This is a genomic window from Amorphoplanes digitatis (assembly GCF_014205335.1).
In the GTDB taxonomy this organism is placed as follows: Bacteria; Actinomycetota; Actinomycetes; order Mycobacteriales; family Micromonosporaceae; genus Actinoplanes; species Actinoplanes digitatus.
This window is the reverse complement of record NZ_JACHNH010000001.1, coordinates 5,476,549-5,501,924: the sequence shown is the minus strand read 5'-3', so window position 1 is coordinate 5,501,924 and position 25,376 is coordinate 5,476,549. Positions and strand designations below refer to the sequence as shown.

Annotated in this window: 24 protein-coding genes; 15 read left to right on the top strand and 9 right to left on the bottom strand. The window is 73.6% G+C overall.

Annotation, left to right across the window (positions count from 1 at the left end):
- Positions 1–5: 5 nt before the first annotated feature.
- The 4 genes from BJ971_RS24100 to BJ971_RS24085 are packed head-to-tail and all read left to right on the top strand — an operon-like array spanning position 6 to position 2,558.
- Positions 6–770 carry a class I SAM-dependent methyltransferase gene (locus BJ971_RS24100; protein ID WP_184995494.1) on the top strand — a complete coding sequence of 255 codons (765 nt, stop codon included), beginning with the start codon at positions 6–8 and terminating at the stop codon, positions 768–770.
- Positions 763–1,167 carry a ribosomal maturation YjgA family protein gene (locus BJ971_RS24095; protein ID WP_184995493.1) on the top strand — a complete coding sequence of 135 codons (405 nt, stop codon included), beginning with the start codon at positions 763–765 and terminating at the stop codon, positions 1,165–1,167. Before BJ971_RS24100 ends, BJ971_RS24095 begins: the two co-directional genes overlap by 8 nt.
- On the top strand, positions 1,164–1,820 hold the full coding sequence (locus BJ971_RS24090) for a nucleoside/nucleotide kinase family protein (RefSeq protein WP_184995492.1): 657 nt from the start codon (positions 1,164–1,166) through the stop codon (positions 1,818–1,820). Before BJ971_RS24095 ends, BJ971_RS24090 begins: the two co-directional genes overlap by 4 nt.
- 15 nt (positions 1,821–1,835) lie before the next feature.
- Complete coding sequence (locus tag BJ971_RS24085; RefSeq protein WP_184995491.1) at positions 1,836–2,558, top strand: hypothetical protein; 723 nt, start codon at positions 1,836–1,838, stop codon at positions 2,556–2,558.
- Here BJ971_RS24085 and BJ971_RS24080 read toward each other — a convergent pair.
- Positions 2,518–2,913: an MmcQ/YjbR family DNA-binding protein gene (locus BJ971_RS24080; protein ID WP_184995490.1), complete on the bottom strand. Its 396-nt coding sequence runs from the start codon at positions 2,911–2,913 to the stop codon at positions 2,518–2,520. The genes BJ971_RS24085 and BJ971_RS24080 overlap by 41 nt on opposite strands.
- A 100-nt stretch (positions 2,914–3,013) precedes the next feature.
- On the opposite strand from BJ971_RS24080, the gene BJ971_RS24075 reads away from it, so the two are divergent.
- Positions 3,014–3,733 carry a VOC family protein gene (locus BJ971_RS24075; protein ID WP_184995489.1) on the top strand — a complete coding sequence of 240 codons (720 nt, stop codon included), beginning with the start codon at positions 3,014–3,016 and terminating at the stop codon, positions 3,731–3,733.
- Between the two features lie 13 nt (positions 3,734–3,746).
- Here BJ971_RS24075 and BJ971_RS24070 read toward each other — a convergent pair whose 3' ends face one another.
- Positions 3,747–4,847, bottom strand: a complete 1,101-nt coding sequence (locus BJ971_RS24070) for a hypothetical protein (protein ID WP_239087653.1) — start codon at positions 4,845–4,847, stop codon at positions 3,747–3,749.
- A gap of 547 nt (positions 4,848–5,394) precedes the next feature.
- On the opposite strand from BJ971_RS24070, the gene BJ971_RS24065 reads away from it, so the two are divergent.
- Entirely contained in the window at positions 5,395–6,456 is a 1,062-nt protein-coding gene (locus BJ971_RS24065) for an amidohydrolase family protein (protein WP_203709484.1), read from the top strand.
- A gap of 89 nt (positions 6,457–6,545) precedes the next feature.
- Positions 6,546–6,779 (top strand): aldo/keto reductase, encoded by a 234-nt coding sequence (locus BJ971_RS40665; protein WP_239087654.1) that lies wholly within the window; start codon positions 6,546–6,548, stop codon positions 6,777–6,779.
- Here BJ971_RS40665 and BJ971_RS24055 read toward each other — a convergent pair.
- Complete coding sequence (locus BJ971_RS24055) at positions 6,766–9,879, bottom strand: alpha-L-rhamnosidase (RefSeq protein ID WP_184995485.1); 3,114 nt, start codon at positions 9,877–9,879, stop codon at positions 6,766–6,768. The two genes, BJ971_RS40665 and BJ971_RS24055, sit on opposite strands and share 14 nt — an antisense overlap.
- A 239-nt stretch (positions 9,880–10,118) precedes the next feature.
- Between BJ971_RS24055 and BJ971_RS24050 the strand changes: the two genes are divergently transcribed.
- Positions 10,119–10,775 (top strand): hypothetical protein, encoded by a 657-nt coding sequence (locus BJ971_RS24050; RefSeq protein ID WP_184995484.1) that lies wholly within the window; start codon positions 10,119–10,121, stop codon positions 10,773–10,775.
- A 7-nt stretch (positions 10,776–10,782) separates the two neighbouring features.
- Here the strand turns inward: BJ971_RS24050 and BJ971_RS24045 are convergent, their stop codons facing one another.
- A complete protein-coding gene (locus tag BJ971_RS24045) occupies positions 10,783–11,502 on the bottom strand; it encodes a sulfite exporter TauE/SafE family protein (protein WP_184995483.1) in 720 nt (239 codons plus the stop codon).
- Between the two features lie 152 nt (positions 11,503–11,654).
- Here BJ971_RS24045 and BJ971_RS24040 point away from each other — a divergent pair, with 152 nt between their 5' ends.
- Genes BJ971_RS24040 through BJ971_RS24020 form a run of 5 tightly spaced genes read left to right on the top strand, consistent with a single transcriptional unit; the run spans position 11,655 to position 18,085 of the window.
- Positions 11,655–13,085: a xanthine dehydrogenase small subunit gene (locus tag BJ971_RS24040; RefSeq protein WP_184995482.1), complete on the top strand. Its 1,431-nt coding sequence runs from the start codon at positions 11,655–11,657 to the stop codon at positions 13,083–13,085.
- Positions 13,082–15,520, top strand: a complete 2,439-nt coding sequence (gene xdhB / locus BJ971_RS24035) for a xanthine dehydrogenase molybdopterin binding subunit (RefSeq protein WP_184995481.1) — start codon at positions 13,082–13,084, stop codon at positions 15,518–15,520. The genes BJ971_RS24040 and xdhB overlap by 4 nt, the downstream gene beginning before the upstream one ends.
- Entirely contained in the window at positions 15,513–16,349 is an 837-nt protein-coding gene (xdhC, locus tag BJ971_RS24030; protein WP_184995480.1) for a xanthine dehydrogenase accessory protein XdhC, read from the top strand. The genes xdhB and xdhC overlap by 8 nt, the downstream gene beginning before the upstream one ends.
- Positions 16,346–17,635 carry a guanine deaminase gene (locus tag BJ971_RS24025; RefSeq protein WP_184995479.1) on the top strand — a complete coding sequence of 430 codons (1,290 nt, stop codon included), beginning with the start codon at positions 16,346–16,348 and terminating at the stop codon, positions 17,633–17,635. Before xdhC ends, BJ971_RS24025 begins: the two co-directional genes overlap by 4 nt.
- A 9-nt stretch (positions 17,636–17,644) precedes the next feature.
- The gene (locus BJ971_RS24020) at positions 17,645–18,085 is read left to right on the top strand and encodes a hypothetical protein (RefSeq protein WP_184995478.1); all 441 of its coding nucleotides are present in this window, start codon (positions 17,645–17,647) and stop codon (positions 18,083–18,085) included.
- A 17-nt stretch (positions 18,086–18,102) separates the two neighbouring features.
- Here BJ971_RS24020 and BJ971_RS24015 read toward each other — a convergent pair whose 3' ends face one another.
- Together BJ971_RS24015 and BJ971_RS24010 are read right to left on the bottom strand one after the other, a co-directional pair.
- On the bottom strand, positions 18,103–18,582 hold the full coding sequence (locus BJ971_RS24015) for a DUF1203 domain-containing protein (RefSeq protein ID WP_184995477.1): 480 nt from the start codon (positions 18,580–18,582) through the stop codon (positions 18,103–18,105).
- 49 nt (positions 18,583–18,631) lie between these two features.
- Complete coding sequence (locus BJ971_RS24010; protein WP_184995476.1) at positions 18,632–19,036, bottom strand: hypothetical protein; 405 nt, start codon at positions 19,034–19,036, stop codon at positions 18,632–18,634.
- Between the two features lie 97 nt (positions 19,037–19,133).
- Between BJ971_RS24010 and BJ971_RS24005 the strand changes: the two genes are divergently transcribed.
- Both BJ971_RS24005 and BJ971_RS24000 read left to right on the top strand, forming a co-directional pair.
- Entirely contained in the window at positions 19,134–20,087 is a 954-nt protein-coding gene (locus BJ971_RS24005; RefSeq protein WP_184995475.1) for a hypothetical protein, read from the top strand.
- On the top strand, positions 20,084–21,787 hold the full coding sequence (locus BJ971_RS24000) for a M16 family metallopeptidase (protein WP_184995474.1): 1,704 nt from the start codon (positions 20,084–20,086) through the stop codon (positions 21,785–21,787). Before BJ971_RS24005 ends, BJ971_RS24000 begins: the two co-directional genes overlap by 4 nt.
- Positions 21,788–21,796: 9 nt before the next feature.
- Here BJ971_RS24000 and BJ971_RS23995 read toward each other — a convergent pair whose 3' ends face one another.
- From BJ971_RS23995 to amrS, 3 genes are all read right to left on the bottom strand, one after another.
- Positions 21,797–23,968, bottom strand: coding sequence for a sensor histidine kinase (locus BJ971_RS23995; protein WP_275411389.1), 2,172 nt, complete (start codon positions 23,966–23,968; stop codon positions 21,797–21,799).
- A 65-nt stretch (positions 23,969–24,033) separates the two neighbouring features.
- Entirely contained in the window at positions 24,034–24,243 is a 210-nt protein-coding gene (locus BJ971_RS23990; protein ID WP_184995472.1) for a radical SAM-modified peptide, FtsH ternary system-associated, read from the bottom strand.
- A 1-nt stretch (position 24,244) separates the two neighbouring features.
- Positions 24,245–25,255 carry an AmmeMemoRadiSam system radical SAM enzyme gene (gene amrS, locus BJ971_RS23985; protein WP_275411390.1) on the bottom strand — a complete coding sequence of 337 codons (1,011 nt, stop codon included), beginning with the start codon at positions 25,253–25,255 and terminating at the stop codon, positions 24,245–24,247.
- Positions 25,256–25,376: the final 121 nt, after the last annotated feature.

The following is a 25,376-nucleotide window of genomic DNA, read 5'->3' as shown; positions in this document are numbered from 1 at the left end:
TCGGCGTGCGTACGTTCGATGATCTGGTCCGCGAGGCCGCAGCGGCCGATGTGTCCGGTTGGGACTTCGGCTGGCTCGACGGCCGGGCGACCGAGGAGCGGCCGCCGTGGGGATACGCGCGGCTGCTCGCGTCGCGGCTGGCCGAGGCCGGCTCGGCCCTGGACATCGACACCGGCGGCGGCGAGATCGTCGCCGAGGCCCCGCGCCTGCCGCCGGGGATGGTCGTCACCGAGGGGTGGCCGCCGAACGCCGAACGCGCCCGCCGCCTTCTGTCGCCCCGCGGCGTGCGGGTCGTGCAGGTCGAGCAGGGCGCGCATCTGCCGCTGCCGGACGCCGCGTTCGAGCTGGTGAGCAGCCGCCACCCGGTCAGCCCCGACTGGCCGGAGATCGCCCGCGTGCTTGTCGACGACGGCACATACCTCGCACAGCACGTCGGGCCCGCGTCGGCGTTCGAGCTGATCGAGTGGTTCACCGGCCCGCTGCCGCGGAACGGCCTGGCCCGCGATCCCGGTGACGAGGCCGCGGCGGCCCGATCGGCGGGCCTGCGCGTCGTCGACCTGCGCACCGCACGGTGCCGGATGGAGCTCTTCGACATCGGCGCGGTCGTCTACCTGCTCCGCAAGTGCGTCTGGTGGGTGCCCGACTTCTCCGTCGACCGCTGTCGGGACGCCCTCGTCCGGCTCGACGCGCATATCCGCGAGCACGGCTCCTTCCGTGCGCACTCGGCCCGCACCCTCATCGAGGCCAGGCGCGAGCCGCGTCGTGGGTGACTCGTGGCGGGTACGGCTGGTGGCGGTCCTCGCCGCCGGCGGCTTCCTGGCGCTGGCGCTCGGCATCCGGGTGGCGGCGGGCGGCGGCGTCCTGGACAGCTCCGGCGCCCTGGCGCAGTACTCGGGCACCGTGCTGTACGCCTCCATGATCTATGCGGGGGTGTTCCTCGTGGTGCCGGCCGCCGGCCCCTGGGCGGCGGTCGCGGCGGCGGTCGCGTTCTGCTGGCTCGTCGAGCTCTCGCAGCTGACCGGCGTGCCCGCGGCGCTGTCCGAGCACAGCGTGCTCGCCCGGCTGGCCCTCGGCGTGCGGTTCGACGCCGCCGACCTGGCCTGGTACCCGGTGGGCGTGCTGCCGCTGGCGGCGCTGTACTTCGCCGCCGCGAGCAGGTACCGGTGAACGCGCGGCGGCGCGAGGTGCTCGGCCACGTCGCGCGCCGGATTCCCGTGCTCGGCGGCCGGGCGTGTCCCCGGGTCGCCGTCGACGGGCCGGACGGTTCCGGCAAGACCGTCTTCGCCGACGAACTCGCGGCGGCGGCGCGCTCGCTCGGGCGTACCGTCGTGCGGGTCTCGCTCGACGACTTCCACAATCCGCGGGCGGTGCGCTACCGGCTGGGGCGCGAGTCACCGGAGGGCTTCTGGCGGGACTCGTACGACTACCGGCGTTTCCGCGACGACGTCCTGGAGCCGTTCGCGCCGGGCGGTTCCCGGCGCTACCGGCCGACCGCGCACGACCTGGCCACCGACGCCGTGCTCGACCCGCCGCCGCGCACCGCGCCGCCGGGTGCCGTGCTCGTCGTCGACGGGCTCTTCCTCCACAGGGAGGAGGTCGTGAACGACTGGGACCTGACGGTCTTCCTCGACGTCCCGTTCGCCGTGACGGCGCGGCGGATGGCGGTCCGCGACGGCACGGACCCCGACCCCGAACACCCGGGCATGCGGCGCTACGTCCAGGCGCAACGCATCTACTTCGCCGCCTGCTCGCCGCAGCGCCGCGCCGGCATCCTGATCGACAACCAGAACTTCGACGCCCCTCGCATCGTTGACCGGTGACTCCACAATCGCCGTATGTGGTGGTGGGGGAGCGCCCGGTGCCCGGTACGCGACGTCGAGCGGGACTGGATCGACACGTCGCTGGACTGGCTGCTCGCCGAGTTCGGCCCGGACCGGCTGCGCGGCACCGTGCTCCTGCCGACCGACGACTTCTTCCCCGGCGCCTACCGCGGCACCCGCGAGGACACCAGGACGGTGCTCGGTCTCCTCTGCGCGCACATGGAGATCGACCCGGCGCGGATCGACCTCGAGCACTACTCCGACGACGCCGACCCGGAGCTTTCCGCACACGTGCCGCTGAACTCCAGGTCACGGGGCGCCGCCGGGCATCACCGGATGCGCGACGGCCGGTCGGTCATCGGCATAGCCGACGAGCAGGCGGACGCCCCGATGGCGCTGGTGGCGACCATCGCGCACGAGCTCGGCCACGTGCTGCTGCTCGCCGAGGGCCGGATCTCCCCGCGGCGCGAGGACCACGAGCCGCTGACCGACCTGCTCACTGTCTTCTTCGGCCTGGGCGTCTTCGCGGCGAACTCCGCGTTCGAGTACGCCGGTGACGCCGGCGGCTACCGCACCTCGCGGCTGGGCTACCTGACCGAGCCGATGTTCGGGTACGCGCTGGCCCGCTACGCCTGGCTCCGGGGCGAGACGGACCCGCCGTGGGCCCGGCATCTCGACACGAACCCGCGGACGTTCCTCAGGCAGGGCCTGCGCTTTCTCGCCCGGACCCCGGGCTGAACCGCCCGGTGCCCTCGTCCGGTGCGCGCATCCGCCACGCGTCGGTCACCAGTTCGGCGAGCCGGTCGGCGTCCACCCGCGCCAGCCAGAGCATGACCAGGGGCAGGCCGTCGTAGGCGGGCGTGGTGAAGAACAGGTCCGGCTCGCCGAGCAGCAGCGCCTGCTTCTCCGCCTCGTCGCCGACGTACAGCACCGCGATGTCGGTCCGGATCACGCGCGGCCGGCCCGGCGTGCGCTCCGGGTACGACCAGACGAAACCCTTGCCGGCCACCCGGAAGTCGAAGCCGTCGCTGTCGATCTCGGCCACGTGGGGGAGCGCCAGCGCCAGGCGCCGTACGTCGTCGGCGTCAGCCATCGAGGTCTCGCACCTGACGGATGTTATCCGGCTGCGGTACCTCCCGGAGCTGCCCTACGCTCACCTGCGCCCGAGGCGACGACGACAGGACGTGCCCGCGATGACCTCCCGACTGTCCGCGCTCAGCGTCGACGCGGTCGAACCGCTGCGCCTGGCCCGCTTCTGGGCCGGCGTCCTGGGCCGGGAGATGGCCGACGACCCGCACGACGTCGCGCTGTCGCCCGGCGACGGCACCGGGTTCCGAATCCGGTTCGTGCCAACCCGGGACAGAAAGACCGGCCGGAACTGGACGCACTTCGAACTGACGAGTGAGACCCCGGAGGCTCAGCGGCGGACCGTGGCCCGGGCGCTGGAGCTCGGCGGGGAGCACTACGACGTCGGGCAGCTGCCGGACGAGAAGCACGTCGTGCTCGCCGACCCCGAGGGCAACGAGTTCTGCGTCATCGAGCCGGGCAACAGGTTCCTGGCGGGCTGCGGGTTCCTCGGTGCGCTGTCCTGCGACGGCACCCGCGAGGTCGGCCACTTCTGGAGCGCGGCGCTGGGCTGGCCGCTGGTCTGGGACCAGAACGAGGAGACCGCGATCCAGTCACCGGACGGCGGCCCGAAGATCGCCTGGGGCGGCCCGCCGCTGATGCCGAAGCCGGCCCGGAACCGCCTGCGCTTCGACCTCGCGCCACCTCCCGGCGGCGATCGGGATGAGGAGGTCGAGCGCCTGCTCTCCCTCGGTGCCACCCGGATCGACAGCGAACGAGCCGAGCCCGGCCCGGTGGCGATGGCCGACCCCGACGGCAACGAGTTCTGCGTCCTGACCCCCCGATAACCGGCCGGCCCGATCACGACTGTCGTCGTCGCCGGGCCGCGACGATACCGAGGACCGCGATGCCGGCGGCCAGGATCACGGCGACCGCCCACGCCCCGGCCGGGATGCGGCCACCTCCAGGGGCGGAGGCAACTGCCGCCCCGGAAGGGGCCGACGATCCCGTCGAGGCTGCGGTGGCGGACGGCGCGGCGGCGGAAACGGTGACCGCCGGACGGTCCGGCAGCGGGTAGCCCCACACGTCTGCCTTGGTGCCGGGCGGCTGGTTCGCCACCTCGGAGACGGTCAGCAGCGCGGTACCGTCCCCGCGGTAGGCGACGGACTCGCCCTGCGGCTCGTCCGGCAACGCGACGATCCGCGGCGTCCCCGTCGTGATGGCCCGGACCACGTCACCGTGGGCTACGTCGAACTCGAACGCGTCGGCGTAGGTCCGCAGCACCGCCCGCCGCCCATCCGGGCTGACCGCCCCACCGGTGACCACCAGCCGGCCGGGCAACGAGTACGGATTCCCGGTGGTGGTCAGCGGCAGGGTGACCGAGCCGGCCCGGCGCAGCGGCGTGGTCCGCCCGGCCCGCAACGCGGCATCCGGGACGTACACGGCCGCGGTTGCCGCGCTCTTCGTCACCACGATCGGTGCGCCGGTCGGCGAGAGTAGCAGCGCCTCCGCGTCGTGCGGCCCGTCCGGGTAGGACAGCCGGTACAGCTGGGGTCTGCGCGCATCCGGGGCCAACCGCCACACGGCGATCGTGGTGCGGGTCAGCCCGTTGTCGCCGATGTCGGCGACCCAGACGGTGCCGTCCGCGGCGAGCGCCAGATCCTCGGTGTCGCGGGGCCGCGACGGGTAGCGCACCGCGCGGACCACGGAACAGCGCCGGTCCAGAAAGAAGATCCGCCGGTTGGCGGCCTCGTCGGACCCGTCGTTCACCACGACGTATCCGGTACCGGTTTCCGCCAGGCCGGAGATCTCGGTCAGCCGGCCGTCGCCGATCCGGCACACCCGGGTCCGGTCGGCGGCCGCGGCCGCCACACGACCGGGCAGGACCACCGGTACGCCGATCCCGATCAGCGCGGCGATCAGCACGGTCGTGGCGCGCAGGGCGACGGGAGCACGGGACACCGGGGCCACACTCTCGCTCCTCAGCAGCACACCCGGCCCCTGCTCCTCGCCAGGTGCCGCAGTCGGCTACCTGCTCCCCAAACAGAACCTAGTCCCCCGCCGCTCGCGGATCACTCTGCCGCTGCCGACCGCTTCCAGCTCTGGCCGCAGATGCCGCCGCCGAAACGGCCTGCGTCGAGACCTTGTCGTCGGCTGTCGCGGGCCCTCCGCCTCCTGGCTGTCTGCCGGCCAGAATATCGACTCGCCGTGCGGTGCCAGCTACCGGCAGCACCGGAAGCCGGGCGCACGCAGATTCGGATTTCGCCGCAAACGCACAGCTCAGAACGCAGTCGGACGCCAGGTCGGTGCGCCGGATCGGCCGTCAGGCCGGAGTTCCCGGACCGCCGCGACTCGCCGACAGTCGGGTGCAGGGGAAGGCACTTCAACCGGGGGGATTCCGAGCGGATGCCTCCGGATCTGTTCGATCGGTTCCTGGGATGGATCCGGCGCGAGCCGGGATGACATGCTGACCGGGTTCGAATCCCGGTACCGGTGTGGAGGTTTCGGCGTGGCGGTGTTGCGGGTGCGCGGCTACGCCCTTCCCGACGGGGAACCGATCGATCTGTACGCCGACGGGGACGAGTGGACGACGGATCCGGTCGGCGGCGCGGAGCTGGTGGGCGAGGGGTGGGTGCTGCCCGGGCTGGTGGACGCGCACACGCACCCGGGCGCGGAGGAGCCGGGCCGGCCGCTCGACGACGGCGTCCTGCGCGAGGATCTGCGGGCGCACCTTGAGGCCGGGGTGGCACTGATCCGCGCGCCCGGCCTCGCGGGAGAGCCGCCGGACTGGTTCGGCCGCGACGACGACAGCCCGCGGGCCTTCCACGCCGGACCGTGGATCGCACAGTACGGACACTTCTTCGACGGCTGGGGGCGTCGCGCCGAGCCGGTCGATCTGCCCGCGGTCGCGGCCGAGCAGGCCGCCCGTACCGGATGGGCGAAGGTCGTGATCGACTGGCTGGTCGGCGACGACGTTCTTCCGCTGGAGGTGCTGCGTGAGGCCGTCCGGCGCGTGCACGCGGCCGGCGGTCGCCTCGCGGTGCATTCGATGCATCCCGCGGGCGCCGCGATCGCCGTCGAGGCCGGGGTCGACTCCCTGGAGCACGGCATGTGGCTGGACCCGGAGCTGCTGCCGCGCATGGCGGAGCAGGGCACGGCGCTGACGCCCACGCTCGCGCTGATCACCGCATCGCTGGAGCGGGCCCGCGCGAAGCCCGACGGGCCGGACCGGGAGTGGCACGTGGGTGGTGCCTCCGCGCACGGCCGGCTGACCGCCGCCGCGGTCGAGGCCGGGGTCACCGTGCTCGCCGGCACGGATTCCCGGCCGCACGGTGGCGTCGCCGGCGAGGTCCGCGCGTTCGTCGACGCCGGTGTCCCGCCGCACGAGGCGATCGCCGCGGCGTCCTGGGCGGCGCGGTCCTATCTCGGCCTGCCCGGCCTGGCCGAGGGCGCCCCGGCCGACGCGGTCGTGTACGACGCCGATCCCCGCACCGACCTCGGCCTGCTCGACAAGCCTCGTGCCGTCATCGTGCGCGGCAGGCTGGTCCGGCGGCGCCGCGGTCCACAGTGAACGATCATGACTGTGGGGCGATTCAAGCTGGGCGGGTACCTGAGCGTCTCCCGGATCGGGTACGGCGCGAGCGGGCCGGCATCGCCTTCGTGCCGTTCTTCCCGATCGGCGGGTTCCAGCCGCTCGCCGCGGCGTGGCTGGACTGGTTCGCCGCCCGCCACCGTGCGACCGCGCCGCAGGTGGCCCTGGCCTGGCTGCTGGCCCGGGCGCCGAACATTCTGCCGATCCCCGGCACCGGCTCGCTGGACCACCTGGCCGGGAACCTGGCCGCCGGCGACCTCGAGCTGAGCCCGGAGGACATCGCGGAGCTCACCGGGTGGTGAAGGTGTAGCTGCCCGACGGGACGTGGTAGACGGCGTGGTCGCCGTCGGTGCGCAGGAACCGGGCCCGGTGCGGGGTGCGGGTCACGGGGCCGTCCACGGTGGGTACCCGGACCTCGGCGGTGGTGTTGGGCGGGACCGTCACCGCCAGCCGCAGCCGGCCGTCCTCGCGGGTCCACTCGGCGCGGGCCACGCCCTGCGGGGTCGCGTAGCTGCCCCGCACGAACGTCAGGTCGCCCACGATCTTCGGCTGGATGACCAGTTCCCGGTAGGCCGTGGTGCCGTCGGCCGCGCGGATGCCGGCCAGTCCGGTGTGGAACCACTCCTCGATCTGGGCGAGGATCATGTGGTTCTTCGAGTCGCCCCGGTTCCACCGTTCGCCGATCGTCGTCATGCCGCCGGGGTTGGCGGCGGTCGGCTCCATGAAGAAGCCGTAGCTGGGCTCGGTGTTCTCCTGCAACAGGTCCCACAGCACGTCGTCGCGGCCGCCCGCGGACAGCGCCCGCACGATCGGGGCCATGCCGATCGTGCCGCCGCTGAGGTGCGGGCCCTCGCCGGCCGGGTGGAAACCCCGCACGAGCTCGACGAGCGCGGCCAGCACCGCGGCGCGTTCGCCCGCCGGAACCAGGCCGGCGTCGAGGGCGAGCGCCTGCGCCGTCTGGGTGGCGCCGGCGGTTCCCGCGTCGCCGTCGGTGGTGTACCGCCGCAGCGTCGTGTTGTAGAAGTGCCGGTGGAACGCGGTCCCGATGTCCGCGGCGAGTGCCTGGTACCGCTGCGCGTCGGCCGCGTGACCGGTCAGCCGGGCCAGCTCCGCGAGGTCGCGGATCATGACGTAGTAGCCCCAGGTGCCGGTGATCCGGCCGGAGGTCTGGTCGGCCGCGACCCAGTCGGCGAGGGCGGCGTCGACGATGTGCGCGTCGGCGCCGGTGCCGGCCTTCTGCCGCTGGATGTAGTCGGCGAACCGCACCATCCGCGGGTAGTAGCGGGCCGCCGTCCCGGTGTCGCCGTACAGCCGGTGCAGGAAGGCCGGCACCAGGATGATGGCGTCACCCCAGTTGATCTCGTCACCGAATCGGCCCTCGTAGCCCCAGTCGTAGACCGGGGTCTTGAGCGCCACGTTGCCGAACATCGGGGTGTCGGCGACCGACTGGCCCTCGACCAGGTGCCGCATTGTGGTGCGCAGGTAGGCCGACAGGTCGAAGTCGCGGTGGATCGAGCCCATCGGCATCGTGTAGTCGGCCGGGTAGGACAGCTTCTCGCGGCCCGGGCAGTCGGTGAAGACCGACATGATGTTGCCCGCGAAGGAGTACCGGGCCATCTCGTGAATGCGGTTGATCCGGGCGTTCGAGGTGACGACCTCGCCCGCGACGGGTGTCGCCGCCTGCACCCGTACGCCGATCACGGTGTCCGGTGTTGGCACGTAGCCGTCGGGCAGGCCGGTGACCTGGACCCACTGCATGCCGAAGTAGTTGAAGTCCGGCCACCACGACTCGCCGCCCGGCAGCCCGGCCGTGGTGTAGGTGTTGAACAGGTCGGTGCCGCGGCGCCCGCCGCCGCCCATCAGCGACGCCTGGTCGACAGTCCCGTCGGCGGCCAGGGACTCCGCCGGCGACAGGCGGATCGTCGTGCCGGCCGGCACGCCCAGGCGCAGCCGCAGCCGGGGCCGGCCGACGATGTTTTGCCCGAGGTCGAACACCCAGGTGCCGGGCCGCGGGTTGGTGACCGAGACCGGGGTGAACGTCTCGGCGACCGTGATCGGCGGCGCGGTGCGCCCGACCAGGCGGGTGGCCAGGTTCGGCGGCGGCGCGATCCCGGCGGGGATCCAGCCGGCCGGGCCGCCGTCGCGCCGCTTCGCGGCGGCCGACAGGTCCGATCCGGGCAGGTCCCAGCCGGGCTGCTCGCGGCGGGCGTCATGGTCGGCGCCGGAATACCAGGCGTCGGTGACCAGGGGGCCCAGCGCGGTGCGCCACTCGCGGTCAGAGACGATCACGGTCGCCGGACCGCGGGCGTACGCGATCTCGAGGCGCGCGATCAGCCGGGGCGTGACGGCCGCGCCGGCGCTGGCGTCGCTGGCGGCGATGTTGTTGCCGGAGCCGGTGACCGTGGCGCCGGCCGGGTGCGGCTTCGACAGGGCCGGGGTGAACGTGATGCCGTCGGCGCCGATCGCGGTGATGGTGCGCGACTCCAGGTTGTCGCCGCCGTCGCCGGTGTCGACGTTGACGGTGCCGCCGACGTGGTAGCCGGTGACGGTGTCGAGCGGCACCGCGGTGGCGCCGGCCGGCACGCCGGCGGTCAGGACGCCGCGGCCCTTGAGCTGGCTCTGCCACCACGAGTAGGGCGCCGTGCGCCCGACGGCCGGGTTGGTGACGCCGCGCCGCACGTACGCGGGGCCGTTGCCGAGGCGCACCCCGACGGAGTTGGCGCCGCCGCGCAGCTCGCCGGTGATGTCGTAGGCCCGGTACTCGCTGGAGAGCTGGTAGTTGGAGTAGCCGGGCGCGAGCACCTCATCGGAGATCCGGCGCCCGTTGACGGTCGGCAGGTGCAGGCCGACGCCGGACAGGTAGAGCCGCGCGTGGCTGATCCTGCGGTGTTTCTCGACGGTGAACTGCCGGGCGAAGATCGGCATCGGCTGGGTCTCGGCGCGGCCGGGGTACTCGATCCACTTCGCGGCGCCCCAGTCGGACTGTTCGAGCAGTCCCGTCTCCCAGGTGGACGGCCGGCTCCAGCCGGAGGCGCGGCGGTGGGCGTCCCAGGCGCGGACCTGCCAGCTGAGGCGCTGCCGGGAGCCGAGCGCCGCGCCGCCGTAGCGGACACCGGACTGGATCGCGGAGCCGACCCTGCCGGAGTCCCAGAGCATGCGGTCGCCGTCGAGGTCGCGTACCCGTACCTGATAGGCGGTCTGCCGGTCGGCGGCGGCCGACCGGGTCTCGGCGAAGCGCCAGCTGAGCAGGGGAGCGGGGTCGTCCAGGCCGAGCGGCCGGTCGGCCCGGCCGTCGACGCGCAGGCCGACGACCCGCACGGCGGGGGCGGCGGCGGCCGGCGCGGCGGTGAGCGCGGTCGTGGTGAGGATCAGGGAGACTCCGAGCGCGGTGAGTGCCTTCATCTTGAATCGTTTCACTCGATGGGTCGAGGATAGGTAACGTTTTCCAGGATGTTCCGCCGACCTTAGGAGAGGGTGCCGATGGCCGTCAAGCATTGATAGGTAACGTTCCCTAGGCTTGAACGCCAGTCGGGGCGGCTGCGAAGATGCGGATTCGTGACGCGAAGATCCGAACAAAGGTGCCGAGGGTCGCATCGAACTCAGTGACGGACCAGAGAACATGTGATTGAAAGGCACCACCCATGCGCACAACCCCCCTCGCCGGAGCCGCCCTCTGCCTGGCCCTGGCGGCCGGATGCAACAGCTCCGTGCCGGAGCTCGACGGCGAGGCCGCACCGATCGGCGCCGCGAGTCCGAGCGCCGCCGGAGCCTCGTCGGCTCCGAGGTCCGCGGCGCCCTCGTCGCCGGCGCCGGCCACCACGACGACGGCGCCCGCGGCGCCCTCGGTGATCGGGCCGTTCGGCGTCGGCGCGCTCAAGCTCGGCATGAACCGCAAGCAGGCGGAGGCGACCGGCCTGATCACCAAGTGGGTGGCCTCGGCCCCGGCCGGCTGCTCGGTCACGGCCCACCTGCGCGACCGCGACCGCAACCCCGGTGACGCCGACGTCGACGGCGACGAGGGCAACATCTTCTACTCCAAGGAACGGGGCATCCAGGCCATCGACGCGCACGTGGGCCTGCACACGCCCGAGGGCATCAAGCTCGGCAGCTCGCTGGACCAGGTGAAGACGGCGTACCCGGACTGGTGGGACGCCGACGCCGACGCCGACGCGGAGGGCAACGGACAGGACCTGGTGGACGTGCCCGGCAATCCCAGGGCGGTGTACCAGATCGCCATCAATGAGTTCACGGTCGTGCACCTGGCGCTGCACGTTCGCCAACAGGACTGCTTCGAGTAGGCGGGCCTCAGAAGCCGACCAGGAACAACACGCCGGCGGCGACCAGGCCGATCTCCACGAGCAGGACGAAGACGCGATCGCTGACCCGGGCGACGATCCACCGGCCGGCGCCGGCGCCGAGCAGCGTCGCCGGGGTCAGCGCGAGACCGTAGAGCAGGACCTGGCGGGTGAGCAGCGCTCCGGTCCCGTACACGCCGATCTTGGTCAGGTGCACGACCAGGGCGCTCGCCGCCTCGGTGCCGACGTACGCCGCCCGCGTCAGCCCCGCCGCCAGGAAGAACGGCGCGGTCAGCGGGCCGACCGAGCCCAGCAGCGCCGAGCCCAGCCCGGAGACGGCGCCGACGGCGGCGAAGGCCGGATCCGGCGGCCGGCGGGTCCGGCGCCGCGGGCGGCGCCGCCAGAGCACGACACCGATCAGGAACGCACCGAGCAGGCGCTGCAACGGCGCGAGCGGGGCGTGCGCCAGCAGCAGCCCGCCGGCGACAGCGCACGGCACCGCGCCGAGCGCGAACCAGCCGATCAGCGGCAGGCGCAGCTCGCCGCGGTTGAGCCAGGCCCGCGCGCCGTTGCTGGAGAGCTGGGTCAGCGTCAGCATCGGCACCGCGGCGCGAAGCCCGAACATGGCCGTGAACACCGGCAGCAGCAGCACCCCGCCGCCGAAACCGGCGACCGCCGAGAGCATCGCGAGACCGAACGCCGCCAGCGAGGCGAACAGCAGCTCTGTCATTCCGGCGGTCTACCGGGCCCGGCGACCGGCTTGTAGGGTGGGCAGTGGCTCGGGTGGCTGTTCACATGGATAACCAACCACCCCGGCGTCATCCGTCAACCATGTCCCCACTGGGGAAACGCTGTAGGTTGAGACGGTTGACGGGAGCTGATATGAGCGCTGCCGGAATCACGGTTAACGGGCGTGAAATCGCGTTCGGGGACATCGCGCCACACACCACCGCGTTGGAGTGGCTGCGGACGCAGGGCTTCACCGGCTGCAAGGAAGGCTGCGGCGAGGGCGAGTGCGGCGCCTGTTCCGTGCTTGTCGCGCGGCCCGGCCTCGATTGCCCCACGGAGTGGGTGGCGGTCAACGCCTGCCTGCTTCCCGCGCTCGGGCTGGACGGCCAGGAGGTCGTCACGGCCGAGGGGCTGGGCGGCCCGGACAGCCTGCACCCGGTTCAGTACGAGATGGCGGTCCGGGGCGGCTCCCAGTGCGGTTACTGCACGCCGGGCTTCGTGTGCAGCATGGCCGCCGAGTTCTACCGCGACGGCCGGCAGGCCGGTCCGGACGGCGCACCGGCGGACCACGAGCACGGCCCGAACGGGTTCGACCTGCACGCGCTCAGCGGCAACCTGTGCCGCTGCACCGGGTACCGGCCGATCCGCGACGCGGCATACGCCCTCGGCGCGCCGGAGCGGGACGATCCGCTCGCCGAACGCCGGCAGGCGCCGCCGACGCCGGCCCGGCCGACCAGCGTGCGCGGCGACGACGGCGAGTTCCTCCGCCCGGCGGCGCTGGCCGACGCGCTGCGGCTGCTGCGGGACCGGCCCACCGCGACCGTCGTCGCCGGCTCGACCGACTGGGGCGTCGAGGTCAATCTGCGCGGCGCCCGCGCGGAGTGCGTCATCGCCATCGACCGGGTGCCCGAGCTGCGGGAACTGACGGTCGGCGCCGATCACATCGAGATCGGCGCGGGGCTGACCCTGACCGAGATCGAGCGCCGGCTCGCGGGCCGGATACCGCTGCTCGACCAGGTCTTCCCCCAGTTCGCGTCCCGGCTTATCCGTAACGGCGCCACCATCGGCGGCAACCTCGGCACCGGATCCCCGATCGGCGACGCCGCGCCGGCGCTGCTGGCGCTGGACGCCGAGCTGGTGCTGGCCGACGCCGACGGCGAGCGGCTGGTGCCGCTGGCTGACTACTTCACCGGGTACCGGACCAGCGTGCGGCGGGCGGACGAGCTGATCCGGGCGGTCCGGATCCCGCTGCCGCAGGCCGGGCTCGTGGCGTTCCACAAGATCGCCAAGCGGCGCTTCGACGACATCTCCAGCGTCGCCGTCGGCTTCGCCCTCGACATCGCGGACGGGACGGTCGTGCGGGCGCGCGTCGGCCTCGGCGGCGTCGCCGCCACGCCGATCCGGGCCCGGGGGACCGAGGCGGAGCTGGAGGGGCGGGCCTGGTCCGAACAGACCGCCGCGGCGGCCGCGCGGGTGCTGCGCGGCGAGGGCTCGCCGCTGGACGACCACCGGGCCAGCGCCGCCTACCGGGCGGCGATGCTCGAACAGAGCCTGCTGAAGCTGTACGCGGAGGCGGGATCATGAGCGAGCTCTCGCAGCGGCCGGAGAACGGCGCCGTCGGGGTCGCGGTACCGCACGAGAGCGCGGCGCTGCACGTCACCGGCGCGGCGTTGTACACCGACGACCTGATCTACCGGACCAAGGACGTGCTGCACGCGCACCCCGTGCAGGTGCCGCGGGCACACGCCCGGGTCACCGCGCTGCGGGTCGAACCGGCGCTGCGCGTGCCCGGCGTGGTCCGCGTGCTCACCGCCGCCGACGTGCCCGGTGTCAACGACGCCGGCGTCAAGCACGACGAGCCGCTCTTCCCGGACGAGGTGATGTTCTTCGGCCACGCCGTCTGCTGGGTGCTCGCCGAGACGTTCGAGGCGGCGCGGCTGGGCGCGGCCGCCGTCGAGGTCGACGTGGAGCCGCTGCCGTCGCACGTGACCGTCCGGGAGGCGATCGCCGCGGGCAGCTTCCAGGGCGCCACGCCGCAGATCCTGCGCGGCGACGTCGAGGCCGGCCTGGCCGGCGCCGCGCGGGTCTTCAGCGGCGACTTCGAGTTCGCCGGCCAGGAGCACTTCTACCTGGAGACGCACTGCGCGCTGGCGCTCGTCGACGAGGCCGGGCAGATCTTCGTGCAGTGCAGCACGCAGCACCCGTCCGAGACGCAGGAGATCGTCGCGCACGTGCTGGGCCGGCACAGCCACGAGGTCACCGTGCAGTGCCTGCGCATGGGCGGCGGCTTCGGCGGCAAGGAGATGCAGCCGCACGGCTTCGCCGCCGTCGCGGCGCTGGGCGCGACGCTCACCGGCCGCCCGGTGCGGGTGCGCCTGACCCGTACCCAGGACCTGACGATGTCGGGCAAGCGCCACGGGTTCCATGTGGACTGGCGGGTGGGCTTCGACGAGGACGGCCACCTGAGCGCGCTCGACGCGACGCTGACCGCGGACGGCGGCTGGAGCCTCGACCTCTCCGAGCCGGTGCTGGCGCGGGCGCTGTGCCACACCGACAACGCCTACTGGCTTCCGCACGTGCGGCTCACCGGCCGCATCGCGCGCACCAACAAGACCTCCAACACGGCGTTCCGCGGCTTCGGCGGGCCACAGGGGATGCTCGTCATCGAGGACATCCTGGGCCGCTGCGCACCGCTGCTCGGCATCGACCCGATGGAGCTGCGCCGGCGCAACCTCTACCGGGCCGGGCAGACCACGCCGTACGGCCAGCCGGTGCGGCACCCGGAGCGGCTGCACCGGCTCTGGGCGCAGGTCCTCGACGACGGCGCGGTCCTCGCCCGGCAGGAGGAGATCGCCGCGCACAACGCGCGCCATCCGCACGCCAAGCGCGGCCTGGCCGTCACGCCGGTGAAGTTCGGCATCTCGTTCAACTTCACCGCGTTCAACCAGGCGGGCGCGCTCGTGCACGTCTACAAGGACGGCTCGGTGCTGATCAACCACGGCGGCACCGAGATGGGCCAGGGCCTGCACACCAAGATGTTGCAGGTCGCCGCGACCTCGCTGGGTCTGCCCCTCGAGCGGATCCGGCTGGCGCCGACGCGCACCGACAAGGTGCCAAACACCTCGGCCACCGCGGCGAGCTCGGGCGCGGACCTCAACGGCGGGGCGGTCCGGCACGCCTGCGAGCAGATCCGCGGGCGGCTAGCACGAGTGGCGGGCGTGACGCTCGGTGTCAACCCCGCCGACGTCCGCTTCGCCGACGGCGTCGCCCGTGGCCTCGGCGCCGCCGACGGCATCGCCTGGAACGAGCTCGTCCGCGCCGCGTACTTCCAGCGGGTGCAGCTCTTCGCGGCGGGCTACTACCGCACCGAGGGACTGCACTGGGACTCCTCGGTGATGCGGGGATCGCCGTTCAAGTACTTCGCGTACGGGGTGGCGGCCGCCGAGGTCGAGGTGGACGGCTTCACCGGCGCGTACCGGACCCGGCGGGTGGACATCGTGCACGACGTGGGCGACAGCCTGTCGCCGCTGATCGACATCGGACAGATCGAGGGAGGCTTCGTCCAGGGCGCCGGCTGGCTGACGCTGGAGGACCCGCGCTGGGACGACGGCGAAGGGCCCACGCGCGGGCGGCTGAGCACCCAGGCGGCCAGCACGTACAAGCTGCCCAGCTTCTCGGAGATGCCCGAGGTCTTCAACGTGACCCTGCTCGCCGAGGCCGAGGAGGACGGGGTCGTCTACGGCTCCAAGGCGGTGGGCGAGCCGCCGCTCATGCTGGCCTTCTCGGTCAGGGAGGCGCTGCGGCAGGCGGCGGCCGCGTTCGGCCCGGCCGGCGTGGCCGTCAACCTCGCCTCGCCGGCCACGCCGGAGGCCGTCTTCTGGGCGGTCGAGCAGGCGCGCGCCGCCGCCCGCGACGGACACCTGGTGGAGGCGGACATCGCTCCGCCGCAGCCCGGCGCGGGCGCGCACGCCCTGCATCCCGACTCGGAGCAGGCGGGGCAGGCGGTGAGTCGTGTCTGACCGGACCTGGCTCGGCGCGGTGACACACCTGCGGGCCGCACGCGAGGCCGGCGTCCTGGTCACCCTCGCCGCCGTGCGCGGACACGCGCCCCGCGACGCCGGCGCCAAGCTCGTCGTCGGCGCGGACCGGACCTGGGGCTCCATCGGCGGCGGCAACGTCGAGGCCGTCGCGATCGACCGGGCCCGCGCGCTGCTGGGCGCGGCCGGCGCGGCGCCCGAGCTGTTCACCGTCGAGCTGTCCGACAGGGCCGCGAACCGGCACGGCGTCCAGTGCTGCGGCGGAAGCGTCACGGTGCTGCTCGAACCGCTGCCCGTGGTGCCCGCGGTGGCGGTCTTCGGCGTCGGCCACGTCGGCCTGGAGCTCACGCGCATCCTCGCCCGGCACGACATCGAGCTGCACCTGATCGACACCCGCCCGGAGCAGCTCGCCGCCGACCGGCTGGCGGTGCTCTCCGACGCGGTGGCCGGCGTGCACGTGCACCAGGTCGCGGTGATGCCGGAGATCGTGCTGGGCGAGCTGGCACCGGGCACCCATGTGCTGATCATGACCCACGACCACGCGGAGGACTTCGCGCTCTGCGATGCCGTCCTGCGCGGCGGCGAGTTCGGCTCCATCGGCCTCATCGGCTCGGCGGGCAAGTGGGCCCGGTTCCGCACCCAGCTCGCCGCGCAGGGCCACGACGACGCGGCGATCGCCCGCATCACCACGCCGATCGGGCTCGCCGGCCTCGGCGGCAAGGAGCCCGCGGCGATCGCCGTCAGCGTGGCGGCCGAGCTGCTGCGCACGTTTCAGGCGGACGCCGCCGTCACCCTGGACGCCGGGACATGACGCTCTTCCGGGCACAGACCATCGACACACCCGACGACCCGTTCTCCGGCGGCGTGCTGCGCGCCGACGCCGACGCCGGGCTGCTGGTGGAGGACGGCGTCATCGTCGAGCGGGGCGCCTTCGCCGACCTGCGGTCGCGGCACCCCGATGCCGACCTGGTCGAGCTGCCCGACGGCGTCCTGCTGCCCGGACTCGTCGACAGCCACGTGCACTTTCCGCAGGTACGGGTGATCGGCGCGCTCGGCATGCCGCTGCTGGAGTGGCTGGAGCGCTGCGCGCTGCCCGAGGAGGCGCGGCTCGCCGAGGCGGGCTACGCCCGCGCCGTCGCCGGCGAGTTCGTCGACGGCCTCGTCGGCGCGGGCACCACCACGGCGCTGGTCTTCGGCTCGCACTTCGCGCCGGCCGTCGACGCGCTGTTCACCGTGGCCGCCGCGCGGGGGCTGCGGATCACCAGCGGCCTGGTGGTCAGCGACCGGATGCTCCGCGCGGACCTGCACACGTCCGCGCGGCGCGGCTACGACGAGGGGCGCGCGCTCGCGGAGCGCTGGCACGGCACCGGGCGCAGCCGGTACGCGGTGACCCCGCGCTTCGCGCTGTCGTGCAGCGACGACCTGCTCGCCTCGTGCGCGCAGCTGCACGGTGAGCTGGCCGACGGCTGGTTCACCTCGCACCTCAACGAGAACCTCGACGAGATCGCCACGGTCGGGCGGCTGTTCGGCGGCGGCAGCTACCTCGACTGCTACGACCGGCACGACCTGGTCGGCCGGCGCAGCGTCCTGGCGCACGACGTACACCCGACCGACGTGGAGCTGAAGCGGTTGGCCGAGGCCGGCGCGAGCGTGGCGCACTGCCCGACCAGCAACTCGGCGCTGGGCAGCGGCCTGTTCCCGCTCAACCGCCACCTGGCGTACGGGGTGCACGTCGCGCTCGGCACCGACGTCGGCGCCGGCACCGGGTTCTCGCTGTTCAAGGAGGGCCTCCAGGCCTACCTGCTGCAACGGCTGCGCGGCGCGGACGGCGTGGCGCTGACCGCCGCGCACCTGCTGCACCTGGCCACCGCGGCCGGCGCGCGGGCGCTCGGGCTCCGCGATCAGGTGGGCGACCTGAGCGTCGGCCGGCGGTTCGACGCGATCTGGGTACGGCCGCGGCCGGGCACGCCGCTCGACATCGGCATGCGGCACGCGGGCGGGCCGGAGGAGGCTCTCGCGCGGGTGTTCGCGCTCGGCACGCCGCACGACGTCGCCCAGGTCTGGATCGACGGCGTGCCGGTGGGGTCGTCAGGCTAGTTTGTTCCGGTGAGTCTCCTTGATGACGTGGCGAAGCGTGACGGCTGGCGATGCTGGGTGTGCGACGAGCCGGTCGACGCCGACATGTCGGTGAACGACCCGCGCGGCCCCAGCGTGGACAGCCGCACCGCCGACCGGAAGGCCAAGGTCGCCGAGCGGCTCGCGCACCGCGCCTGCAACACCCGCAAGGGCGCGGTCAAGGTGGTCATCGCCTGGCCGGACCGCCTGCACGTGGTGGAGCCCGCGCCGCTGATCACCGTCGCGGAGCGCCTCGAACGCAAGGGCGGCCGCGAGCTGGTCGCCCGCTGCCCGAGCCGCAAGGACGCACAGGAGGCGGCCGACTGGCTGGTCGACCGGTTCTCCCGGCTGGTGCCCGGACTGCCGGTCACCGCGAGCGTCGACGCGGGCGGCGGCCAGTTCCTCGTCGCGCTGGCCACCGGCCGCCGCTGATCCGGTGGCCGCCCGCGTCAGTCGCCGCGGGTCGCCGCGAACATGAAGCATCCGTAGGCGATGTTGCGGCTGTGCACCACGGCCACCGTGTGGTCGGCGAGGACCGCGGCGATGGCCGCCTCCGGGTCGCCGCCGTCGTGCGTCCGGGTCGCCGGGTGTATCCAGCCACGCTCGTCGTAGGCGCGCAGCACCTGAGGGCGCCCGAACCAGTCGGCCGGGTACCGGGACTCCGTCGCCGGCCCGGCGCAGGGTGCGGCGTGTGCGAACACCGCGCCGACCTCCCGGTACGGGCCGGCGGGGAGGGGCGGCTCGTACCCGAAGAGCATGAGGTCGTCCCCGGCGGCCGCGTCGCGCAGGCAGCAGCGAAGCGGCTCGCCCCCGGCGGCGACGAGCCGCTCGACGGGGTTGCCGGAGGCGTCGAGCCCGCTGCGGCGGGTGTCGTCGAGCGACGGGGCCGGCAGCGCGTGGATCCGGTATCCGGTGGTCGATGGGGTCATGACGCCATCGTCCGGCGCGGGCGGGCGATCGTCTGGCGGTATTCGGTCGTCACGCTCCCACTCGCTGGGCGTTCCCCCGGCGGAGCGCGGTGACCACCAGGGACACCACCGCCGTTGCCGAGGCCAGGCCGACCAGCAGCATGACCGTGCCGACGCCGTACATGCCGGTGCTGTCCTCGGCGGCCGCCGTCGTGGTCCAGGCCGCGGTGAACGCGAGCGTCAGCGCCGCCGACGCCCAGAGCGGCCGGGCGCCGAGCAGCAGCGCGCCGACGAACACCACGAGCAGCGACACCCCACACCCGACGACCTGCCAGGCCTCGTACGGGCCGGAGGTGACCTGCGTGACGGGATCGGTCTGATACTCGGTGTCCCAGGCCATCCAGACGTACCACTGCACGGCCGACAACAGGGCGACGACGAACGCGCCGGCGATCTGACGGATCGATGAGGTCATGCACCGAACCTATGGCGGCGGCCCCACCCCGGGCATGAGCTTCGATACTCAGAAAGCGGGTCCCCGCGACACCAGAAGATCATCTAGTATGCCCGCCATGTCCGCCGCCCCCACCCTGCCGCAACCCACCTTCGACCCCGTCGCCGCGTACCCGGAGATGGGCCGGGTGCGGTCCGCGCTGGCCGCCATGGACTGGGCCGGCGTGCGCGCGCTCATCGACGGCGCGCCGGATCCGGTCGCCCGGACCATGCTGATCCGCTTCGCCGCGACCGTCCCGGGCGCCGAGCAGTTCCTCCAGGACGTCCTGGCTCGCGACCCGGACGATTCCGTCGCCGGCGCCGTGCTCGGCGGCCACCTCGTCGATGTGGGCTGGAAGATCCGGAGCGGGCTCCGGGCGCAGTACGTCAGCGCCGAGCAGTTCAGCACGTTCCACGGCTACCTGCGCCGCGCCGAGCAGATCCTCATCGACGCGGCGGCCCGCAACCCGGCCGACGTGTCGGTCTGGTGCCAGCGGCTGGTCAGCGCGCGGGGCCTCGAGCTCGGGCTGTCCGAGGTGCGCCGGCGCTACGACCGGCTGGCCGAGCACGAGCCGCACCACCTGCCGGCGCAGTCTCAGCTGCTCCAGTCGCTGTGCCCGAAGTGGAGCGGAAGCTGGGAGCAGATGCACGCGTTCGCCGGCGAGTGCATGCTGGCCGCGCCGAAGGGCGCGCACAACGCCGTCCTGGTCGTCACCGGGCACCTGGAGCGGTGGCTCGACGACGACGGCCAGGGCGTGGCCTACCTGGCGACATCCCGGGCCCGCAACGAGATCTACGAGGCCGCCACCCGCTCGGTGTGGGACCCGGGCTTCCGGCACGACTACGGCTGGGTCGCGGTGCGCAACACGTTCGCTATGGCCTTCAGCCTGATCGGCGACAGCCGCGCGGCGGCGGCACAGTTCGCCGCGCTGGACCGCTTCGGGAGCGAGGATCCCTGGCACTACCTCGGTGATCCCGCCGAGGAGTTCGTGCGGCGGCGGGCGCTGGCGTACGGCAAGGGGGGCGCGCGATGATCCGCCGCACCGAGGTCGACGGCGTGCCCACGCTGATCGCGCCCACCTCCGGGCCGTTGCACGCCGGGCTGATGTTCCGGGTCGGCCGCGCCGACGAGACCCTGCCCCGCGCGGGCATCACCCACCTGCTCGAACACCTCGTGCTGCACCCGCTGGGCCTGGCGGACTACCACTACAACGGCGCGACCGCCCCGGTCATGACCTACTTCCACATGCAGGGCCCGGAGAAGGACGTCGCCGGCTTCCTGTCGGGCGTCTGCGACAGCCTCAGCGACCTGCCGATGGACCGGCTGGAGACCGAGAAGACGATCCTGCGTACGGAGCACAGCAGCCGGACGCCGCAGGTCACCGAGCCGATGTCGCTGTGGCGCTACGGTGCACGCGGCCACGGCCTGGTCAGCTACCCGGAGTGGGGGCTGGACATGATCACCCCGGACGACCTGCGCGCGTGGGCCGCCCGGTACTTCACCCGGGACAACGCGGTGCTCTGGATCGCCGGGCGCGACGTGCCCGCGGGCCTGACCCTGCGCCTGCCCGCCGGCGAGCGCCGCGCGGTGCCGGCCGTCTCGTCGGCGCTGCCGGTCACGCCCGCGTACTTCTCCGGCGACGCGCGGGCCGTCGCACTGGAGGCGGTGGTCCGGCGGCGCACCGCCGCGGGCGTGTTCTCCGGGGTCCTGGAGCGCGAACTGTTCCGCGGGCTGCGCCAGGAGGGCGGCCTGTCCTACACGGCCGGCACCGACTACAGCCCGCGCGGCGACGGGTACGCCGTGGTCACCGCGCTCGCCGACGCGCTGCCGGAGAAGCAGGACGCGGTGCTCGGCGGCTTCGTCGACATCCTGGCCAAGCTGCGGGTCGGCCGGATCGAGCAGGCCGACGTCGACTCGGTCGTGGCCAAGCGGGCCGACGCCCTGGACAACGCCGAGGTGTGGGCCTCCCGGCTGCCCTCGTCCGCGTTCGCGGAGCTCACCGGCGAGCCGCAGCCGTCGAACGAGGAGCTGATCGGCGAGCTGCGCAACGTGACCGTCGGCGACGTTCACGAGGTCGCGGTCGAGGCGCTGGGCTCGGCGCTGCTGATGGTCCCGCCGCACCGGAGCGCCGACTGGGCCGGGTTCACGGCGGCACCGACGTCCTCCGAGTCCGCGGTGGAGGGCAGGGCGTACCGGTCGCTGGAGGGCGACGGCGCGCGGCTGGTCATCGGCGACCAGGGTGTGAGCCTGGTCGGCGAGCGGGAGACGGTCACCGTCCGGTTCGACGGGTGCGCGGCCGTGCTGGGCTGGGCGGACGGGCGCCGCACGATGATCGGCGACGACGCGATCACGCTGACCGTCGAGCCGACCCTGTTCGCCGCCGGCTCGGCGGTGCCGCCCGTCATCGACGCGGCCGTTCCGGCGCACCTGCGGGTCACGATGCCCGCCCGTGAGCCGTCCGCGATCCCGCGGCCGGACCCGAAGCGGAACCGCCCGCCCCGGCCCTCGTTCGGCAGCCGCTACAAGCTGTGGAAGGACTCGGGCGTTCCCGCGCTCGGGGTGCTGCTGTTCGTCGTCGCCGGAATCAGCCTGCTGATGATCGTCGGCATCGCGGTCGACGGGGACGGCAATCCCCGCCACTGGGTGCTGGCAGCGGCGGGGACGGTCGGCTCGGGCATCATCGCCCGGGCCCTGATCAACCGCGTCAAGGAGGTACGGCGCGCCCTGCGGTGATCCGCCCGGTCAGGACGCGCTGACCGCGAGCCGGCGGTTGCCGGCCGGTGCCGGCGCGGTGGGCAGGACCAGCGCCGGCGCGGCGGGCAGCTCGGCGGCGGGCAGGGTGAAGACGAAGCGGGAGCCGCCGCCCGGGTTGTCCTCGGCGGTGATGGTGCCGCCGTGGCGTGCCACGATGCGGTGGCAGATGGCCAGGCCGATCCCGGTGCCCGCGTACCCGGTGCCGGGGTGTGCGCGGTGGAAGTTGTCGAAGATGGCCTCGTGCTGCCCGGCCGGGATGCCGATGCCGTTGTCGGCGATGGTGATCCGCACCGTGCCGTCCTCGCGGGTGCTGGTGACGGACAGGCGCGGCGTGACGCCCGGCGCGGTGTACTTGACGGCGTTGCCGATCAGGTTCTCCAGCAGCTGCCGGACGGCGCCGGCGTCGGCGTGCACCGGCTCGAGCGGGTCGAGGACGACCTGGGGCACCGGCTGGCCGGCGGTGACGGCGGCGTCGGTGCGGCCGGCGGCGATGTCGCGGACCAGCTCGGTCAGGTCGACCGGCGCGGGCGCGAGGTCGGCGTCGCGGGCGGAGGTGTATGCGAGCAGGTCGTTGATGAGTCCGCGCATGCGGGTGGCGGCCTGCGTGACCCGGGTGAGGCCGTCGCGGGACCGGTCGATGGCGGGGTGCCCCGGTGCGGCGTCGAGGGACTCGGCGGCGACCTCGGTCCAGCCCTCGACGACGGTCAGCGGGGTCTGCAGGTCGTGCGCGACGACGCCGGCGAAGTCGGCGAGCTGGGCGTGGTGGCGGCGTTCGGCGGTGACGTCGTGGTAGAGCACGACGGCGCTGCGCCGGCCGTGCTCGTCGGTCAGCGGCGTGGCGGTGACCCGGTAGACGTGCGTGTCGCGGCCGTCCTGGTCGGTTACCCGGACGTCGACCGGGTCGACCGTCTCACCCCGAGCGGCGCGGGTGGACGGCAGGTCGGCGGTGTCGATCGGGGTGCCGTCGAGGTGGCTGAGCCGGAACTGCACGTCGCCGACGGCGTCGGCGGGCCCGAGCATGCGTACGCCGGCGGGGTTGCGCAGCGTGATGCGGCCCTCGGCGTCGATGACCGACAGCCCGTCGGCCATCGAGTCGATGACGGCGTTCATCAGCGCGGCGTGCCGCGCCGCCTGTTCCTCGTGCGCGGCCAGCTCGGCGAGCAGGGCCACGCGCTCGTCGCGACCCAGGGCCAGCAGCAGGCCGACCGTGGTGATCAGGACGACGAACAGCTGGGCGACAACCGTGCGCACCAGGGGGCTGTCGATCGTGGCGAACGGACCCTCACCCTGGAGGGTGAACACCATCGCCGCAGTGCCGAGGATCAGGTTCTGGAGGACGACGGAGGTCGTGCTCAGCCGCAGCCCCGCCCACACCGTGACCACGATCAGCGGGAACGCCAGGGGCAGCCCGCCGTCGTAGACGAACCCGATCAGGTAGGCGCCGGCCGAGCACAGCACCACGGCCAGGGACTCGGCGACCCGCAGGGCCGGCACCGCGCGCAGCGCCCGGTCGATCGCGTTCCAGCAGCCGCGCGCCGAGCCGGTGCGGGCCGCGCAGGTGGAGATCCGGTGGCCGAGCCACAGGCCGGCGGTGGCGATCACGAACATGCCGGTGACCTGCCGGGCCATCCAGTCCGCGAACGTCACGGCCGTCACGTTGCCCGTCATCAGCCACAGGCCGGTCAGGCCGTACACCGCGCCGGCGGCGGCGGCGACGGCCGAGATGGCCAGCAGGCTGGCCAGCTCCCGCGGGTGGGACAGGCGCCGGGTGCCGCCCGCGCCCCACAGGGACGGGCGGAACCGGCACAGCAGGCTCACGAACACCACGGCCATCACCAGGTTCGCCACGGCCAGCATTCCGCCGAGGAGCAGGCCGGTGCCGGTGGCGGCGTTGCCCACCCACGCGATCGTGATCAGCGCGGCCACGTCGACCCACCGCTTCGGGGCGCCACGCTGGGCACAGAACCACACCACGGCCACACCCGCCGCGGGCCACACCAGCGCCATCCGGGTGTCGGCCATCACGGTCATCCGGCCCACGATGATCGCGGCTGCGTACAGGGTGGCGAATGCCGCCGTACGGGCTAGCGATGCACGTGTGCTCAACCGGTGCCCCCAAGGGTCCAAGATCGCGAACGGGGCCGAGTCGGCCGGGTTCACCACTCAGTTCGGACCGGACGCGAAGACTCTGGTAGCAAAACGGGTGCCACCCGGTGGCAGGCCGGTCAGCCGCACCACATCTGCTGGATCTCGCCGGGCCCCAGCGCCTCGAGCAGCGCTTCGAGGGCCTCCGGGCGCATGCCGTCGCCGAGTATCTCGACGCCGGTCGCGGTCACCGAGATGCGCAGCCGGATCAGGCCGCCGTCGGGGTGCTCGTCGTACTCGGCGGCGTCGATGAGGTCCGGCAGCTCCGGCACGCCCTCGTACCTGGTCATCTCAGTTCCACCGCCCGTCGATCGGGTGATCACAGCGGGCGCAGCGCCCGCCCGTCAGCTCGGATGCCTCCAGCCGCCAGACGCCGCGGCGGACCACCGTCTCGTCGCAGCCCGGGCAGCGCGTCGCCCGCCCTGGCGCGCCCAGCGCCCGCTCGACGTAGACGTGCCGCAGGCCCGCCGCGTGTCCGATCCGGACGGCCTCGGCCAGGTCGGCCGGCGTCGTCGGGTCGTGGCCGGTCATCCGGTACGTCGGGGTGAACCGCACCAGGTGCCACGGCACCTGCGCGCCCACCGCCGCGACGGCACGTGCGATCGTGGCCAGCTGGTCCGGCGCGGCGCTGGTGCCGGGTATCAGCGGGGTGGTGATCTCCAGCCACACGCCGCGGCGGGCGAACTCGCGGATCGTGTCCAGCACCGGCTCCAGCGGCGCGCCGGTGAGCCGCAGGTGCTCGGCCGTGCCGGCCGCCTTGACGTCGATGTTCACGGCGTCGACAAGGCCCGCGGCCCGGTCGACGGCCTCGGGCGTCAGGAACCCGTTCGACTTCCACATCACCCGTACGCCGGCCGGCCGCGCGAGCGCCACGACGGCCTCGGTCAGCTCCAGCGCCAGCGACGGCTCAGTGTACGAGAAGCAGATGTCGGCGCCCTCGGCCACCGCCCGGGCGACCACGTCGGCGGGGCGCACCGGCTCCGCGTCCCAATCGACCGAGGACTCCCGGCCGTACTGGGAGATGCGGTGGTTGATGCAGTAACCACAGGCGAAGGTGCAGCCGGGCGCCGCGAGCGTGAGGCTCCGGCCGCCCGGCCGGAAGTGGTAGAAGGGTTTGCGCTCGTTCGCGTCGACGTGCTGCATCACGGTCGCGAAGGTGGCGGTCTCCAGGACGTCCCCGGTGCGCCGGCGGACGCCGCACGTGCCGACCTGCCCGTCGCGCAGCATGCAGCGCAGTGGACAGAGGTCGCACCGGATCCGGTCACCGCGCGTGCTGAATAGTGTCGCCGGGCTCCACTGCACCCGCCCATCCTCCCGGCGCGCCCCGGCGCGGGCAATCCCCCCGTTCGGACGCCCCTTCCGGCGGGGGAGCCCGGCGCGTATAACTAACTAACCGGTACGAACATTATTTTGGTTCTGATGG